This is a genomic window from Reyranella humidisoli (assembly GCF_019039055.1).
In the GTDB taxonomy this organism is placed as follows: domain Bacteria; phylum Pseudomonadota; class Alphaproteobacteria; order Reyranellales; family Reyranellaceae; genus Reyranella; species Reyranella humidisoli.
In genome coordinates this window covers 3,690,517-3,706,614 of the sequence record NZ_JAHOPB010000001.1, presented here as the reverse complement: position 1 = coordinate 3,706,614, position 16,098 = coordinate 3,690,517, and the positions used below count along the sequence as shown (strand labels likewise).

Here is a 16,098-nt window from a genome sequence, read left to right as displayed (position 1 = left end):
GCGCTCGGGACGCGGGGTTGCACCGTCCATGCCAGTAGCAAAAGCACGTAAAAGCGCGTTTTCAGGGGGATTCGGCCTCCCGTCGTCTTTGCAAAATGCAAAGATCGCTCTGGTGATCCTTCCAGGATTTGCAAATTGCAAAGGACGGCACCGGCACTGCGAGCAAGCCGGCGGCGCCGCAGGAGAACGGGCGACTACGAACCGCAGCGGGGGCTTATCGGGAACTCGGACGGTCCCTAACCCGCTCTGTCCAACTCAATCGTGCAGGACGATTCATTTGGCCCCTTCGGGCTCTCCTGTTCCGCTCGAATGAATGCCGTGGCCCTGATTTGCGATCCTGACAATGCACCTGAAAACGAGCCAACCAGTACCTTCGGGTTTCCGTGTCTGAGGCGACCATTGATCGAACCGGAATACCTGTTTCCGGAAATGTTGACCGTCACCGTAGTGCCCGTGAAGTTGCCGGTGGTGGTTGCGGACCCCTGCCCGCCAGTCACTGGGACCATTATTGGAATCGGACCCGGCCAGTAGGCGCACCGTGCAGTCCCGGTCCAACGCGTGATCGCGGCGGGTACCGTGGCTGGTGCAATGGCCCCGGCCGACGATGATGTCACCGCCGGCGGCACCGTTGCGGGCGGTGGCGCAGCCGCCGCTACCTTCGCTCCTGCCTCTTCGTCGGATTTCTTCTTTGCGTCCTCGATCTTCTTTTGCTCGTCACTGTATTTGGCGATCGCAGGCGCACCCTCTCGCAACAGTTCCTGATGCTGCGCACCCGTCAGGAAACCCGTCACAGAATGATTGCGAGCCCTCTGCCAGCCGGCGATCATGTCACGCGAGCGCGGCCCAAGCGCGCCGTCGTTTCCGCGGGTATCGAAGCCGAGCGACGTCAACGCGACCTGAATCAATTGGCGGTGGCTCGGCGTGAGGCGCAGTGCTGCCTCGGTCGCCTCTGCTGTCCTCTTGTCGGTGGCGGCCGCTGCCTCGGCATCGGCTTTCTGCTTTACCTCGGCATCGGCTTTCTGCTTTGCCTCGGCGTCGGCCGTTTGGCGCTCTGCTTGTGCCTTGGCCAGAGCCTCCTCGGCCAGACGCTTGGCATCGGCCTCGGCCTTCAGCTTAACCGCATCCTCCTCGGCCTTTCGACGTTCCTGCTGGGCCTTGTCGAGTTCAGGCTCCGCAACCGGCTGAGAAGCTCCATCCTCTGTCACCTTTCTCGAAGCTGCTTCTTCCGAGCGCTTCTTCTCTGCCGCAGCAGCGTCAGCGGTACGCCGCTCCGCCAACGCACGCTCGAGATCCTCGACCTTCAGATCCTGGATGCCCACGCCCTGGGGGGCGGTAGCCATCTGTGGCGCAGGCTTCGAGCCGAGCATGAAATAGCCACCGCCGCCTGCCACGAGGAGGGCGGCGACCGCGGCACCGGCGTAGAGCGCCGCGCGCTTCCTCGGAGCCGCCGACTGGGCGACGGCGGCGCCAACCACGGGTTCGACGACAGCCGGTGAAGGGTCGACAGGCGAAGACGGTAGCGACACGGCAGGCCGCGGACCGGTTGCCACGCTGGCCACCGAAGTGTCGGAACGCGACCGCACCGCGGCAACTGTCTCCGCCTCGTCTGGAATCGTCGTCAGCGACAGGATCTGCCGCCAACCCGCAATCGACTGAGGGCGATCGGTGGCGCGCACCGCCAGGCCGGCGTCGATACCGATCAGCAGTCCTGGCGAAAAGCCCGACGGTGCCCGCGTCGTGACGGGTTCGTAGGCATCGTCGAGCATGCGCTCGAAGGCCGAGGGTGGCGAGACGCCCGTAATGGCGTGGTAGAGCGTGGCCGCCACGCCGTAGATATCGGTCCAAGGCCCCTGCTTGGCGGAGGTGAATTGCTCGGCCGCCGCATATCCCAGTGTGAATATCGCCGTCATCGCAACGGTGCGTCCGACCATCGCCGCGCGCGAGGCGCCGAAATCGATCAGGGTTGGATTGCCGGTCGCATCGAGCAGGATGTTGGCCGGCTTGATGTCGCGATGGAGAAAGCCGGCATTGTGGACCTGCTCGAGACCGTCGAGCAGCGGCCACAGGATGCGGTCGATCGCCGGTGGATCCAGCCGGCCGTTCTTCTTGATAAGCCCTTCGAGCGTATCGCCGTGGAGCATCTCCATGACGATATAGGCGGTGCCGTTGATTTCGAGGAAGTCGTAGACGCGGACGATGCCTGGCGCGCGATGCAGGGTCGCCATGACGCGCCCCTCGGCGACGAAGCGATCCCGCCCCCAGGAGAAATCCTCTGCCACCTTGGTCGAACGCGGCATCACGGTGATGCCGTTCTGGCGCACCGCCAGCGCGGTCGGCAGATACTCCTTGATGGCGACTTCGCGGTCGAGCTGGACGTCTCGCGCCCGGTAGGTGATGCCGAAGCCGCCCTGGCCAAGGACCGAAAGCACTTCGTAGCGCCCGATCTGGGCGCCGATCGGCAGCGCCACGAAATCGACCTCCGGATCGGTCCCTGTCATTTCTGACCTGATGTCGCTCATGAAAGTGACCCACTCCCAAGGGTCATCCTCGCCACCGGGCGTTTCCGCACTCTCGACTGGGCCCGCAGACAGTTGTCTCGGGAGGTAATGGCGGAGGGGATGGGATTCGAACCCACGATAGGGATTATCTCCCTATAACGGTTTAGCAAACCGCCGCCTTCGGCCACTCGGCCACCCCTCCGCAGACCCGTTAAGACCCCGGCGACCATAACCCACGACGGATGCCGGGCGGTTCTAGCGGCGGCATCCGGGGGTGTCAAACGACAGTGCGATTTCGCAAGTATTTACAGCCTCTTGGCGCATTGGCCTGAAGCGTGCGACGCTCCTGCCATGACCTCTGCCTCCATCGACATGCTCCAGCGCCTGGTCGCGTTCGACACGACCTCGCGCAATTCCAACCTCGACCTGATCAAGTACATCCAGGGGTACCTGGATGAGCACGGGATCCGCAGCACCCTGGTTCCGAACGAGGAAGGCACCAAGGCCAACCTGTTTGCCTCGGTCGGCCCCGACGCCGCGGGCGGCATCGTCCTGTCCGGCCATACCGACGTCGTGCCGGTCGACGGCCAGCCCTGGGACACCGATCCCTGGACCCTGACGGAGAAGGCCGACGGCAATCTCTATGGCCGCGGGACCTGCGACATGAAGGGCTTCATCGCCGCCTGCCTGGCCCACGTGCCGGCACTCAAGAAGGCCAAGCTCAAGGTGCCGATGCACTTCGCCTTCAGCTACGACGAGGAGATCGGCTGTCTCGGAGCCCACTCGCTGGTCGAGAAACTGGTCGGCAACGTGCCTCGCCCGCAGGCCGTCATCGTCGGCGAGCCGACCATGATGGGCGTGGTCAACGCCCAGAATGCCGGCGGCGGCATCGTCGCCACCTTCACCGGCGTCGAGGCCCACTCCTCCATGACGCATCTCGGCGTCAGCGCCATCCACTTCGCCGGCGACTTCATCCACTGGCTGAACGAGCTGCAGGTCGAGTTGGCCGGCCGCACGCGCACCGACATCGACACCGTGCCCGGTCACACCACGATCAACGTCGGCATCGTGACCGGCGGCACCGCGGGCAACATCCTGGCCCGCGAATGCACGCTGAACTGGGGCTACCGCACCCTGCCCGGCGACGATCCCTGGGAGGTGCAACGCCGCGCCGAGGCCTATGTCGCCGAACTGCTGCTGCCGAAGATGAAGGCCAAGCATCCCGACGCCGACATCAAGCTGAAGCGGCGTTCGTTCGTGCCGGGGCTGATGCCGCAGGAGAACGAGGAAGCCGCCAAGCTGGCACTGCAGTGGACCGGCGGCAACCGCACCTACGCCGTGCCCTACGGCACGGAGGCCGGTATCTTCCGCAGCCACGGCATCCCGACCGTGATCTGCGGCCCCGGCGACATCTCGCAGGCCCACCAGCCCAACGAGTTCGTCGCGAAGTCGCAGATGGATGCCTGCGACGCCTTCATCGGCAGGATGATCGGCTGGGCGGAGCGGCAGTAGCGCTACCGCTCATTGGAGCGCGCCACTCCAGTGGCGCTCAAACCTCGTCGACACCGAAGACATGAGCGCAACTGGAGTTGCGCGCTCCGTTGAGGCTGCTCGCGTCGCCTCAGCCCTCGGTACGGCGCGTCGTCTCGAACAGGAACCAGACGCGCTTCTCAGTCTCGTCGATCCAGTTCTCGATCAGGCTCGCGGTCGCGATGTCGTTGTGCTCGTCGCACAGCTCATGGAGCGTGCGCATGTGCACGCAGAGCTGCTTGTTGTCGTCGCGAAGCTCCGCGAGCATGTCGAGCGGCGTCACGTAGTCGGCATCGTTGTCGAGCACGCGCTGCAGGCGGGAGATGTGGCCGATCGAGCGCAGCGTCGTGCCGCCCAGCTTGCGTACGCGCTCGGCGATGATATCGACCATCGCGTCCAGTTCGGTCGCCTGCTCGTCGAGCATCAGGTGATAGTCGCGGAAGTTCGGGCCCGACATGTGCCAGTGGAAATTCTTGGTCTTCCAGTAGAGAGCGGCCACGTCGGCCAGGAATATGTTCAGCCCGCCCGTCAGGTCCCTCGTGGCATTGGCGCCGAGATCCGTCGGGGTGGCGAGAGCTGCGGTCTTGCGCGACTTGACGTCCTTGGCCATGGGCTGACTCCTGAAGGAAATTGAGGGTTGAAAATCTGGCGCCGTTGAGTCGGACGGTGAACCGCCGCCTACCCGCCGGCACAGACGGGTTGCTCGACACGGAAGACGCCGTGCTGACCGAAGCGGCTGTTATAGGCCGCCACGATCGACGCGACCTTGGCTCGGTGCCCCGGCGCATCGAACACGACCACGGTCAGGAGTTTGGTCGCCTCACCGACGATCCGGCCCGCCGGATCGCGATGCTGCCCCCGCAGATCGAAGACGCTGAGCCCTGCGGGGAAATGCGGCGTCACGATCTCGGACAGGAAGGACGCCCACTCCGCGTCGCTGACCTCGCCGCCTCCGGGCTTGCCGCGCCCGAAATACAGATTCAGCTCGAGCGCCGGCTGCAAGGGCGCCACACAGGCGATCGCGGCCCCCTGAGGCGGGGCCTGTGTCATTGGCTGGGCGCATCCGGCAAGCGCCAGGGCGAGCGAAGCCGCCCCGAGCGCCGCGGTCCAGGGCCGGATCGGCATTCAGTTCAGGTACGGGACGGCCATGCCCTTGGTGACGGCCGGACGCGCGTTCACGATGTCGTACCAGCGCTTCACGTTGGGGAAGTCGGCGAGATTGACCGTGTGCCACTCGTGGCGCGCCGCCCACGGGAAGATCGACATGTCGGCGATCGTGTAGTCCTCGCCCGCGACGAAGGCGTTGCCGGCGAGTTGTTTGTCGAGCACGCCGTAGAGGCGCTTTGCCTCGTCGACATAGCGCTTCATGCCGTACTCGATCTTGGTCGGCGCGGCGCGCAGGAAGTGGTGCGCCTGACCCAGCATGGGGCCGAAGCCGCCCATCTGCCACATCAGCCACTGCATCGAATCGTACCGCTTGGCGCCGTCCGCCGGCAGGAACTTCTTCGTCTTGTCAGCGAGGTAGATCAGGATCGCGCCCGATTCGAACAGACTGTACGACTTGCCGCCGGGACCATCGGGATCGACGATGGCGGGAATGCGGTTGTTCGGGCTGATGCGCAGGAACTCGGGCTTGTGCTGCTCGCCCTTGGAGATATCGACCTTGTGCACGCTATAGGGCAGCCCGCACTCCTCCAGCATGATGGAAATCTTGCGGCCGTTCGGCGTGCCCCACGTATGAAGCTCGATCATCTCTCAACGTCCCCCATTCTTGTTGTTCAATCCGCCTGAGCGTCAGGCCCAGCTGTCGTCGTCCCCTGCGCCGCCGCCATCGTCGAGCGACGCGGTGTCGTAGTCTTCCTGCGCCGGAGATCCGTCGGCGAAAGCCTGTTGCTGCTGTTGTTGCTGCGTCGAGTCGGGCGGCAGCAGTTCGGGCGGCGTCGTTCCCGTCGCCCCGCCCCCTGTCGCTCCGGTGCCCGCGGCGGCCTGCTGGCCGAACGGGCCGGGGTTGCTGCCCATCAGACCGCGAATCCCCTCGAACAGCAGCGCGCCGCCGGCGACGCCGGCAGCCGTCATCATCGCGGTCCGCAGGAAGCTGCCCCCGCCCGCCGCCTGTTGCTGCTGCTGCGGTTGCGGCGCCAGAGCGGCCTGCAGGGGCGAGCGCGTGGGCGGGACCGTGGACGGCACCGACGTCCGTGGTGCGGCTGTGCCCGCGGACGCACCCCACGGGCCGATCCGCGGTGCGCTTCCCAGGAAGCCTGGCGCGGGTGGCGGGGCTGCCTCCGTCTTCGCTTCGAGTTCGGCGATACGCTCCTGCGCCGCCTTCAACGCCTGCTCCTGCACGAGCACCGTCTGGACGAGCAGATACGGTGCGGCCGGCTGTTGCGTCGCGAAGCCGTTGATGAACTGTTCGGCCTCCCGGTCGCGCGGCTGTGTTTCGAAGGGTTTCAGCCGATCGAACAATCCCGAGATCAGGTCGCGTTCCTGCTGCTGCATGACAAGGTCTCCCGCCGCCGGCGAACACCCGGGGCTCCGCCAACGTGGTTGTCCGCCAGCGGAGCGTCAAGGGTGGCGGTCAGTTGACCATTGCCTGGTAGACGAGGTCGCGCATCAGGTAGCGATAGCGCAGGCGTGCCTGCGGCGACTGCATCATGAAGATGACATACATGCGCTCGCGCGGGTCGTGCCAGAAATAGGTCCCGTAGGCGCCACCCCAGTAATAATCGTTAGGCGATCCCGGCAGGGGGTTGACGCCCTGCACGTTGCGAACGGCAAAACCCAGGCCGAAGCCCTGTCCCATCCTGGCACTGGGCTCCAGCGCCTCGAAGCGGAACATGTCGGCGCCCATCTTGATGTCGGGCGGCAGGGCGTCTGCGGTCATCAGGTCGATGGTCTTGCGCGAGACGAGGCGCACCCCGTCGAGCTGCCCACCGTTGGCGAACATCTGCAGGAAACGCGCATAATCGGCCGCGGTCGAGACCATGCCGCCGCCGCCCGAGCGCCAGGTGAACTTCTCGGTGATGTCCGGGATCGCCGGCAGTTCGTTCTTCGGCCCCTCCTTCATCGGCCTGGCGCCGCGCGCCTTCTTGTCGGCGCTGGCCTCGAAGGCGGTGTCGCCCATCTTCAGCGGCTTGGTGATGCGCTCCTCGATGAACTTGTCGAGTGGCATCCCGGAGGCGACCTCGACGACGCGGCCCAGCACGTCGGTCGACATCGAATATTCCCAAGTCGTGCCCGGCTGGTAGAGCAGCGCCAGCTTAGCCAGCTTGTCGGCCATCTCGGCATTGGTCTGGCTCCGGTCGGCGACCTTCATGTCGAGATAGGACTGCTTCACCGGGTTGGCGCCGACCGCGCCGTAGGTCAGGCCCGACGTATGGCGCATCAGGTCGTGCACCGTCATCGGCCGGAACTGCGGCTCGAGCACCATCTCGACCGTGCCGTCGTCCTTCTTCTTCGGCACCGCGACCTTGGTGTCGGCGAAGGCCGGGATGTAGGTCGACACCCGGTCGGCGAGGGTGAGCTTGCCCTCTTCCATCAGCATCATCGCCGCCAGCGTCACGATCGGCTTGGTCATCGAGGCGATGCGGAAAATCGTGTCGTTGGTCATCGCGACCTTGGCGTCCTTGTCGCGGAAGCCATAGGATTCGAACATCACGATCTTGCCGTTGCGGGCGATCAGCACGACCGCGCCCGGCAGCTCGTTGTTCTTGACGCCCTCGTTCAGGCGGTCGCTCAGCCGCTTCAGCCGGGTCGACAGGAAGCCGACTTCCTCGGGCGACTGGACCCTGGGAATGCCCTGCGCCCCGACCGGCAGGGCCGGCAGGGCCAAAATGACACCAAGCGCCGCCGCTGCGGCCAGACGAACCATCGACATTCCTCACTCTCCTCCCGGTCTTTGCGGCATCAAAGCAATTGACCGGCGCCCGGCGCAAGCCTAACGAGAGAATATCGACGGTCCTCCTTAACCGGAGGCGAACAGGGAATGCCGTGCCGCCTCCCAAAAGGCCAATCGGCAGCTGTACCCGCAGCTGTAAGCGGCGAGCGAACGCCCAAATGTCACTGGACGAAAGTCCGGGAAGACGGGCAGGAGCGTTGACCCGTGAGCCAGAAGACCTGCCGGCGATAGCGTCGCTCTTCCGATGGACGGGATGATCCAGCGGGACGGTCAACCGAGCGGTGACGCGCTTCGTGCGAACCGTTTGGGAGATCGTCGTGACGTCGATCCGTGGAATTATGCCTGCGCTTGTTTCGGACGCCGTTCCGGGCGATGGAGACTCAGGTCAATTGCAGCGATATGTCTCGGCCCTCCAATCGAACCCAGACCGTTGGGTGACTGCTCCTACGCCAACCCGCAACGTCTCCCTGCCCTTTCGCCGCGGCGGCTTCGGCAGCCTGTGCGAGGCGCTGGACTATGCCGCCCGGGGCGAGACGGGACTTAACTTCTTCGACGCCCGCGGGCGTCTGCTTAGCCCACTGTCCTACCGGCAGCTCCGCGAGGAAGCCCAGTCCTTCGCCCGCCGGCTGATCGGGGCCGGCCTCGAGCCCGGCGAGCGGCTGATCCTCGTGGCCGATACCTGGCCCGGCTTCTGCACCGCCTTCTTCGGCTGTCAATATGCAGGCATCGTGCCCGTACCTGTGCCGGTGCCGGTCGGATTCGGTGCCAAGGCCCAGTACATCTTCCAGCTCCGCAAGCAGATCGAGGCGTCCCAGGCCGTGGGCATCCTCGCGCCCGACGAGCTGGCCGAGTTCGCCCTGACCGCCGCCGAGGGTACGACCGCGCGGCTCGCCGGCCCGATGTCTCTTTTCAACGCGCTCCCTGAACCCGGAACGGAGCTTCGGCCGCTCGGACCGGGAATGGAATGCTACATCCAGTTCTCGTCGGGCAGCACGCGCGCGCCCCTGGGTGTGGATATCCGCCAGGACCGTCTGATGGCGAACATCGACGGATCGATCGCCGCCCAGGGCCTGGACGATGCCGATTCGGGCGTGAGCTGGCTGCCGCTCTACCACGACATGGGTCTGATCGGCTTCATCCTGGCGCCGATGTGCGCACAGCGAACAGTCGACCTTCTGGCGCCGCGCGACTTCGCCCGGCGGCCGATGCAGTGGCTTTCGCTAATCTCCCGCCGCCGCGCGACCATCACCTACAGCCCGAGCTTCGGCTATGACCTGCTCACACGGCGGGCCCAGACCGTGTCGGTGAACGATTTGGATCTGTCCAGCCTTCGCCTCGCGGGCATCGGGGCCGACATGATCCAGCTTCCGGTGCTCAGGCGATTTGCCGAGGCTTTCAAGGCGGCGGGCTTCGACGAGCGCGCCTTCATGCCGAGCTACGGCATGGCCGAGGTCTGCGTGGGCCTGAGCTTCACGCCACTGTTCAGCGGCGTGAAGGTCGACCGTTTCACCGATCCGCAATCGGGCCTGACGCGCGACTTCGTGGTCTGCGGCAAGGTCCTCCCCGGGCACTCGGTGGAAATCCGCGACGAGACCGGCGCGATACTGGGCGAACGAAGCGTCGGCCGCCTGTTCGTGCGCGGCCCCAGCGTCATGCCGGGCTATTTCCAGAAGCCCGAGGAGAGCGCGCGCGTTCTCAGCAACGGCTGGCTCGACACCGGCGATCTTGGCTACTGGCACAAGGATGAGCTGGTGATCACCGGCCGTGCCAAGGACCTGATCATCGTGAACGGACGCAACATCTGGCCGCAGGACATCGAATGGGCGGTCGAGTCGCTGCCCCAGATCCGCCGCGGCGACGCCTGCGCCTTCTCGGTGGACGGCGCCGATGCCGAATCGGTCGTCGTCGTCGTCGAAGCCCACCCGTCCGAACAGACCGAGCGGGACGCGCTGGTCGGAGACATCAAGCAGGCCGTCAAGGACGCGGTCGGCGTCGACGGCCGGGTCGTGCTCATCAAGCGCCAACCCGGCCTGCCGCGCACCTCGTCGGGCAAGCTCAGTCGCACGCACGCCAAGTCGAAGTTCATCGCGGGCGACTATTCGACCTGACGCACGTCCGGCTCCGGCCGGTCAGGTCATCGCGATGGGCCCGCCGTTCGAACCCGTCGCTCCGCGGATCGGCGCCGGAGAGAAGACATAGGCGAACTGGTACTTCCGGTCGGCGATCAACCCGGTGAAGTCCAGGTTCTCGTGGTTGAAGATGCCGTTCTTGGTGATCAGCTCGGCATGGACCGGGAAGGCCAGGTCCTTGTTGGGATTGGGCACGACCTCGGTTCCCCAGGTATCCGCACCGGTCAGCGCAATGCCCTTGTCGATGAACCACTTGGCCGCTTCCAGGCCGATGCCCGGTTCGCCGCCGTTGAACTTGTCGTTGTTCTTCATCCAGAGCTTGCCCCAACCGGTGTTGAAGAACACCGCGTCGCCTTCCTTGATGTCGGCTTCCTGCATGTTCTGCTTCTGCAGGGCCGCCTTCAGATCCGCGACGGTGATCTCCTGCCCCGCCTCCATCATCGCGCCCTTGAGCGCCTCGAGGTCGAACAGATGGCCACGCGTGAAGAACGGCTTCACGTTCTCGATGCCGAGCTTCTTCATGCCGTAGGCGCTGTTCATTTCCTGGTCGGTGACACCGTTGTAGTAACGCATCTCGGTCTTGTCGCCGTCCTTGCCCATCTGGATACCGATGTGCGCGAGACCGTCGAACTGCGTTCCGGTCTGGCCGATCTCCGTCGACAGGTACTCGTCGTTGTAGATCAGTTTATTGACGCCAAAGGGGCCGCCGGTCGGGCTACCCGGGATGCGCAAGGTGAAGGCCCGCTCGCCGAACTTGGGCATCGCCGATTCATAGATGCGGCCGATACGGTAGATCTTGCCGTCCTTGATCCACTTCACCGTGTCGAGGACCTTCTCGGGCGTCATGTAGTTGGAGGCGCCGGCCTGGTCGTCCTTGCCCCACTTGGGATGCGGCCACCAGACCTTGTCCGACAGCGCGGGTGCCTGCGCGACCTGCTGCGCGTGCGCCATGCCGGCTGCCAGCGTGCCCGCCGCGACGGCGCCGCCCACGAGGCCCGCCGTCAGGAAAGATCGCCGGTCCTCGTCGATCTCCTGACGCGGCTGCTTGAGCTCTTCCTTGTCCTGAAGGTATCTCGAGTCCATGAACGCCCCTCCTTTTCTTGTTGATGCGGGAAGCGTCATACCCTCAGGTTGCAGCGTCAAGCAGAAGCGACATCCGTTATGTTGTTACATATGCATTCGTGAGAGTGACGTGCGATGAGCCTGTTCGACCGCGACAAGTCGGCGGAGCGCATGCCGGTGACGCTTTTCACCGGCTTCCTCGGCAGCGGCAAGACCACGCTGCTCAACCGCATTCTCGCCGACCCGCGCATGGCGCGAAGCCTCGTGCTGGTGAACGAGTTCGGTGATGTCGGCCTCGACCACCTCTTCATGGAGCAGGTCGGCGGCGACATGGTGCTGCTGCAATCGGGCTGCGTGTGCTGCACCATCCAGGGCGATCTCGACAAGACGCTGCGCGACATCGCCCGCCGCCGCGACAGGAACGAGACGCCACCGTTCGATCGGGTGCTTCTGGAAACGACAGGGCTCGCCGATCCCGCGCCCATCCTTCAGCTCCTGCTCAACAATCCGATGATCAGCCACGACTACCGGCTGGACGGCGTCGTGACGACGGTCGATGCGGTGAACGGCGCCCGACAGCTCGACGAGCATCCCGAGGCCGTGAAGCAGGCTGCCGTGGCCGACCGGCTGCTGATCAGCAAGACCGACCTCGCCGACGCGGCGGCGAGCGCCGGCGTGCGGGCGCGACTGACTTCGCTCAACCCCGGCGCCGCGCTGTTCGAGATCGTTCAGGGCGAGGTCGATCCTGCCCTGCTGTTCGATTCAGGCCCGTTCGATCCTGCCGGCAAGAGCGACGGGGTGCGGGCATGGCTCAACGCCGAAGCCCATGATCATGCACATGGACACGCACACGCGCATCATCATGACCGGTCACGGCACGACGCGCATATCGCTTCGTTCTGCCTGACCTTCGACGAGCCGCTGGACTGGGATCGCTTCAACGGCTGGCTGATGGCTGTGCGCGCCGCGTGGGGCGACCGGCTGTTGCGCGTGAAAGGTGTGCTCGACGTCGCCGGGGAGAACCAGCCGCTGGTGATCCACGGCGTGCACCGGACCTTTCATCCGCCTACCCTGCTCGCGCGCTGGCCCGATGAAGACCGGCGGTCGCGGCTGGTCTTCATCACACGCGACCTCGACCGCGCTGCGGTCGAGGCGAGTTGGGTCGAGATGGAAGAGCCTTTCCGTGCCTAGGCGGCGTCCTGCTTCGGCAGAACGTCCTCGTACTTCTTGAAGCCCGGCAGCTTCTCGACGCGCGCCATCCAGGACTTCACGTTGGGATACGGCGAGAGGTCGATCGCGCCTTCCTCGGCATAGGCCACGTCGCCGTAGACAGCGACGTCGGCGATGGTCGCCTCGCTGCCGACCAGGAAGTCGGACTTGGCCAGCGCACCGTCGAGCACCTTCAGCGCATCGCCGGCCTGGTTGACGTACATCTGGTGGACGTTGTCGTCGGCCTTCATGAAGCCGCGCTTGATGGCGCGGGGCCGGTAGATGTTCGAGGCGAGGCGATCGAACTCCCAGAACAGCCACTCGCGCACGCGCGCCTTCTCCTCGGCCGTCTTGCCACCCATCTTGCCGGACTTGTCGGCGAGATAGAGCAGGATCGCGCCCGACTGGCAGAGCTTGAGGTCGCCGTCGACCAGCGCCGGCACCTGGCCGAAGCGGTTGATCGCCAGATACTCGGGCTGCTTGTGCGCGCCGGCCCGCAGGTCGACATGCTTGTAGGCAAAGGACTGGCCCATCAGCGACATGGCGAGCCCCGCCTTGTAGGTCGGGCCGCTCAGCCAAATGCCGTACAGAGTCATCTTGGACATCGTTTCCTCCAGTGAATTAAGGCCCCGCAGCATCGCACTTGAGCAGGGGGGGTGTAAGCCTATATGAGCGGGCATGAAAATTTCTGCACGCGATATCGACCACCTCTCCCTGACCGTCTCCGACCCGGCCGAAACCGCAGCCCGTCTGAACCAGCTCGGCTTCAACCTGACGCCGGACGACGTGGAGCCGCGCTGCATCTGCTTCCAGCCCGACCGCGACGACGTGCCGAACTACGTCGAGCTGCTTCAGGGCCATCCGCCGCTGATCTCCCTCGCCCTCAACGTGCCGGAACTCGAGGGCGAGGAGCGCACACATTCCTGGGAGACCGAGGACGGCTTCGAGGTCGATGCCGGCGTCGTGGTCGGCGAGAGCAGCGGCCCCCTGCCCTGGTTCCCGGTGAAGCACGAGACGCCCGATGCGTTCATGGAACCTGAATGGATCGTCCATCCCAATGGCGCGCTGGGCATGATGGCCATTCATGCCATTGCCGAATCGCCGAAGGAAGCGGCGAAGGCCCTTAAGGCCGCGTGGGGTGCCTCGACCGAGGAAATCTTCGACGGCTGCACGATGGTCAAGGCGGGTTCGGTCGAACTGCTGATCTGGTCGTCGCTCGCCTTCCAACTCGAATACAAGGCGCTGGAGATGATGATGCCGACCGAGCTGCCGGCGGTCGTCGGCGTCGCTATCGCCGTAGAGCGGGCTCGTCCGCTGCAGGGCCTGCTCAGCGCCAACAATGTCCCGTTCGCGCTTGCCGAAGGAGATCGAGTCCTGGTGGCGCCGGAACAGACCGGCGGCCTCATGATCGAGTTCATCCCGCAGAACTGAGGCCGACTTCAGAAAGCCGGGACAGGCGCCTGCGGCACGTCCTTCCAGAAGTCGGGGTCGTGACCGAAGAACAGGCGCGCCCCGCCCTTCTCCAGAACCTCGAGCCGATCAAGCGACGCCAGCATCTGCTCGCGGTCGTAAACGAAGCGCGGCAGGCGGCGTTCGCGCAGAGTCCGGCAGAAGTAACAGGCGTCGCCCGTGATCACGATCTCGCCCGCCTCGGTGCGCACCTTCAGCGACTGGTGGCCCGGCGTATGGCCATAGGTCGGGATGCAGACAACGGAGCCGTCGCCGAACAGGTCATGCTCGCCGTCGACCTGCTTCACCGGATGGCCATGGTCGAAGTCGGCACGGAAGAAGCCGATCTTGGCGGCCAGCTCGGGATCCTGCGCGGCTTCCCATTCGCGCTTCTGCACCACCATCGTGGCGTTGGGCACGAGTTCGTTGCCGCCGGCATGGTCGAAATGCAGGTGGCTGTTCACGATGAAGTCGATCTTGCCGGGATCGCGGTCGATCGATTCGAGACGCGACTTCACGTCGTCGTCGGCCCCGAAGTGCTCGAAGCCGAAGATGCGTGCGACCCGCTCGCCCAGCCGGCCGGCCGCGTCGGTGCGGCATTGCGGATGCATGCCGGTATCGAACACCGCCCGGCCCTTGGGGTGTTCGATCAGGTAGGATGGGATGGGCAACGCGACCTGGCCGTCCTCGCCCTCGATCATGTCCTTGAGGCGGCCGACCAGCCGGCCGCAGGTCATGGCGTAGAGCTTGACGGTCATGTCAGGCGTCGAGCGCTTTCTTCAGCAGCTCGTTCACGATCTTCGGGTTGGCCTTGCCGCCAGTCGACTTCATCACCTGTCCTACGAACCACCCCATCAGGGTGGGCTTTGCCTTGTAAGCCGCGAGCTGGCCGGGATTGGCGTCGATCACCGCCTTGATCGCAGCCTCGATCGCGCCGGTATCGGTCACCTGCTTCAGGCCCCGCTCCTCGACCAGGGTCGCCGGGTCCTTGCCCGTCTCCTCCATGGCAACGAACAGGTCCTTGGCGATGCGGCCCGAGATCGTGCCGTCGGCCTGCAGGTCGAGCAGCTTGCCGAGGTTGGCGGCGCTGACCGGCGAGGTCTCGAAGGTGGCCCCGCGCCGTTTCAGCATGGCGAAGAAGTCGCCCGTGACCAGGTTGGCGGCCTGCTTGGCGTCGCGGCCCTTGGCGACGGCCTCGAAGAACTCGGCCGTCTCCTTCTCCGCGGTCAGCACGCCGGCATCGTAGGCCGAGAGACCGTAATCCTTGATGTAGCGGTTCTTCCGCGCATCCGGCAGCTCCGGCAGGGTCGCGCGAATCTGGTCGACATACTCCTGCGTGAAGATCAGCGGCAGAAGATCGGGATCGGGGAAGTAGCGATAATCCTGCGCGTCTTCCTTCGAACGCGATGAGCGCGTCTCGCCGCGGCCCGAATCGAAGTTCCGGGTTTCCTGCTTGATTGTGCCGCCACCTTCGATCACCTCGATCTGGCGGCGCGCTTCGTACTCGATCGCCTGCTTCACGAAGCGGATCGAGTTCACGTTCTTGATTTCGCAGCGCGTGCCCAGCTCGCGGCCCGGCCTGCGCACCGACACGTTGACGTCGCATCGCATGGAGCCCTCGTCCATGTTGCCGTCGCAAGTGCCCAGATAGCGCACGATCGAGCGCAGCTTGGAGAGATAGGCCGCCGCCTCGTCCGCCGAATGCATGTCGGGTTTGCTGACAATCTCCATCAGCGCCACGCCCGACCGGTTCAGGTCCACATAGGTCTGGCTGGGATGCTGGTCGTGCAGGCTCTTGCCTGCATCCTGCTCCAGATGCAGTCGCTCGATGCCGATGCTGCGCGTCGTGCCGTCCGGCAGGTCGATCTCGACCGCGCCCTCGCCCACGATCGGGTCCTTGTACTGCGAGATCTGATAGCCCTGCGGCAGGTCCTGATAGAAGTAATTCTTCCGGTCGAAGATCGAGCGCAGGTTGATCTTGGCATTGAGCCCGAGGCCGGTCCGGATCGCCTGCTCCACGCAGCGCTCGTTGATCACGGGCAGCATGCCGGGCATGGCGGCGTCGACCAGCGACACCTGGGTGTTGGGAGCGGCCCCGAACGCGGTCGGCGCGCCGGAGAAGAGCTTGGCGTCGGAAATCACCTGGGCATGGACTTCCAGCCCCAGGACGATCTCCCACTCGCCGGTTTCACCTTTGATCAGCGACATGGCCGCTAGATAGCCAATACAGGCCGGCTTGGCAAAAAATCGGTGCCACATTTTCGGCACAACATCGCGCTTCCCGATACCGAAGCCGCTGAAGTAAAAGCATCGTCAAGGCGTGGAC

14 protein-coding genes, 1 tRNA gene and 1 riboswitch are annotated in these 16,098 nt (G+C 65.1%); of the genes, 4 read left to right on the top strand and 11 right to left on the bottom strand.

What is annotated here, in order from left to right; genetic code table 11:
* Positions 1-236 precede the first annotated feature (236 nt).
* Positions 237-2,519 (bottom strand): serine/threonine protein kinase, encoded by a 2,283-nt coding sequence (locus KQ910_RS17905; RefSeq protein WP_216963231.1) that lies wholly within the window; start codon positions 2,517-2,519, stop codon positions 237-239.
* Positions 2,520-2,607: 88 nt separating this feature from the next.
* Positions 2,608-2,700, bottom strand: a tRNA-Ser gene (locus KQ910_RS17900).
* A 149-nt stretch (positions 2,701-2,849) separates the two neighbouring features.
* On the opposite strand from KQ910_RS17900, the gene argE reads away from it, so the two are divergent.
* Complete coding sequence (argE, locus tag KQ910_RS17895; RefSeq protein ID WP_216963230.1) at positions 2,850-4,010, top strand: acetylornithine deacetylase; 1,161 nt, start codon at positions 2,850-2,852, stop codon at positions 4,008-4,010.
* A 109-nt stretch (positions 4,011-4,119) separates the two neighbouring features.
* Here argE and KQ910_RS17890 read toward each other — a convergent pair whose 3' ends face one another.
* The 5 genes from KQ910_RS17890 to KQ910_RS17870 form a co-directional block, all read right to left on the bottom strand.
* Positions 4,120-4,638: a Dps family protein gene (locus tag KQ910_RS17890; RefSeq protein WP_216963227.1), complete on the bottom strand. Its 519-nt coding sequence runs from the start codon at positions 4,636-4,638 to the stop codon at positions 4,120-4,122.
* A 68-nt stretch (positions 4,639-4,706) separates the two neighbouring features.
* On the bottom strand, positions 4,707-5,153 hold the full coding sequence (locus KQ910_RS17885) for a DUF3574 domain-containing protein (RefSeq protein ID WP_216963225.1): 447 nt from the start codon (positions 5,151-5,153) through the stop codon (positions 4,707-4,709).
* Positions 5,154-5,780, bottom strand: a complete 627-nt coding sequence (locus tag KQ910_RS17880) for a glutathione S-transferase family protein (RefSeq protein WP_216963222.1) — start codon at positions 5,778-5,780, stop codon at positions 5,154-5,156.
* 42 nt (positions 5,781-5,822) lie between these two features.
* On the bottom strand, positions 5,823-6,524 hold the full coding sequence (locus KQ910_RS17875) for a DUF2076 domain-containing protein (RefSeq protein WP_216963219.1): 702 nt from the start codon (positions 6,522-6,524) through the stop codon (positions 5,823-5,825).
* Between the two features lie 79 nt (positions 6,525-6,603).
* On the bottom strand, positions 6,604-7,902 hold the full coding sequence (locus KQ910_RS17870; protein ID WP_216963215.1) for a serine hydrolase domain-containing protein: 1,299 nt from the start codon (positions 7,900-7,902) through the stop codon (positions 6,604-6,606).
* A 61-nt stretch (positions 7,903-7,963) separates the two neighbouring features.
* Positions 7,964-8,163, top strand: a riboswitch (cobalamin riboswitch).
* A gap of 194 nt (positions 8,164-8,357) precedes the next feature.
* Between KQ910_RS17870 and KQ910_RS17865 the strand changes: the two genes are divergently transcribed.
* Positions 8,358-10,031 (top strand): fatty acyl-AMP ligase, encoded by a 1,674-nt coding sequence (locus KQ910_RS17865; RefSeq protein WP_216963213.1) that lies wholly within the window; start codon positions 8,358-8,360, stop codon positions 10,029-10,031.
* A gap of 21 nt (positions 10,032-10,052) precedes the next feature.
* Here the strand turns inward: KQ910_RS17865 and KQ910_RS17860 are convergent, their stop codons facing one another.
* A complete protein-coding gene (locus KQ910_RS17860; RefSeq protein ID WP_216963210.1) occupies positions 10,053-11,135 on the bottom strand; it encodes a cyclase family protein in 1,083 nt (360 codons plus the stop codon).
* Positions 11,136-11,249: 114 nt separating this feature from the next.
* On the opposite strand from KQ910_RS17860, the gene KQ910_RS17855 reads away from it, so the two are divergent.
* Entirely contained in the window at positions 11,250-12,305 is a 1,056-nt protein-coding gene (locus KQ910_RS17855) for a CobW family GTP-binding protein (RefSeq protein ID WP_216963207.1), read from the top strand.
* Here the strand turns inward: KQ910_RS17855 and KQ910_RS17850 are convergent.
* Entirely contained in the window at positions 12,302-12,928 is a 627-nt protein-coding gene (locus KQ910_RS17850; protein WP_216963204.1) for a glutathione S-transferase family protein, read from the bottom strand. The two genes, KQ910_RS17855 and KQ910_RS17850, sit on opposite strands and share 4 nt — an antisense overlap.
* A gap of 73 nt (positions 12,929-13,001) precedes the next feature.
* Here KQ910_RS17850 and KQ910_RS17845 point away from each other — a divergent pair, with 73 nt between their 5' ends.
* Positions 13,002-13,754 (top strand): VOC family protein, encoded by a 753-nt coding sequence (locus KQ910_RS17845; RefSeq protein ID WP_216963202.1) that lies wholly within the window; start codon positions 13,002-13,004, stop codon positions 13,752-13,754.
* Positions 13,755-13,762: 8 nt separating this feature from the next.
* On the opposite strand, the gene KQ910_RS17840 is transcribed toward KQ910_RS17845, so the two are convergent.
* Positions 13,763-14,530, bottom strand: a complete 768-nt coding sequence (locus KQ910_RS17840) for an N-acyl homoserine lactonase family protein (protein ID WP_216963199.1) — start codon at positions 14,528-14,530, stop codon at positions 13,763-13,765.
* Position 14,531: 1 nt separating this feature from the next.
* Positions 14,532-15,980 (bottom strand): Asp-tRNA(Asn)/Glu-tRNA(Gln) amidotransferase subunit GatB, encoded by a 1,449-nt coding sequence (gatB, locus tag KQ910_RS17835; protein WP_216963196.1) that lies wholly within the window; start codon positions 15,978-15,980, stop codon positions 14,532-14,534.
* Positions 15,981-16,098: the final 118 nt, after the last annotated feature.

Coding starts and splice junctions, on each gene's coding strand:
- KQ910_RS17905 (WP_216963231.1), bottom strand. CDS start 2,519: ATGAGCGACATCAGGTCAGAAATGACAGGGACCGATCCGGAGGTCGAT.
- argE (WP_216963230.1), top strand. CDS start 2,850: ATGACCTCTGCCTCCATCGACATGCTCCAGCGCCTGGTCGCGTTCGAC.
- KQ910_RS17890 (WP_216963227.1), bottom strand. CDS start 4,638: ATGGCCAAGGACGTCAAGTCGCGCAAGACCGCAGCTCTCGCCACCCCG.
- KQ910_RS17885 (WP_216963225.1), bottom strand. CDS start 5,153: ATGCCGATCCGGCCCTGGACCGCGGCGCTCGGGGCGGCTTCGCTCGCC.
- KQ910_RS17880 (WP_216963222.1), bottom strand. CDS start 5,780: ATGATCGAGCTTCATACGTGGGGCACGCCGAACGGCCGCAAGATTTCC.
- KQ910_RS17875 (WP_216963219.1), bottom strand. CDS start 6,524: ATGCAGCAGCAGGAACGCGACCTGATCTCGGGATTGTTCGATCGGCTG.
- KQ910_RS17870 (WP_216963215.1), bottom strand. CDS start 7,902: ATGTCGATGGTTCGTCTGGCCGCAGCGGCGGCGCTTGGTGTCATTTTG.
- KQ910_RS17860 (WP_216963210.1), bottom strand. CDS start 11,135: ATGGACTCGAGATACCTTCAGGACAAGGAAGAGCTCAAGCAGCCGCGT.
- KQ910_RS17855 (WP_216963207.1), top strand. CDS start 11,250: ATGAGCCTGTTCGACCGCGACAAGTCGGCGGAGCGCATGCCGGTGACG.
- KQ910_RS17850 (WP_216963204.1), bottom strand. CDS start 12,928: ATGTCCAAGATGACTCTGTACGGCATTTGGCTGAGCGGCCCGACCTAC.
- KQ910_RS17845 (WP_216963202.1), top strand. CDS start 13,002: ATGAAAATTTCTGCACGCGATATCGACCACCTCTCCCTGACCGTCTCC.
- KQ910_RS17840 (WP_216963199.1), bottom strand. CDS start 14,530: ATGACCGTCAAGCTCTACGCCATGACCTGCGGCCGGCTGGTCGGCCGC.
- gatB (WP_216963196.1), bottom strand. CDS start 15,980: ATGTCGCTGATCAAAGGTGAAACCGGCGAGTGGGAGATCGTCCTGGGG.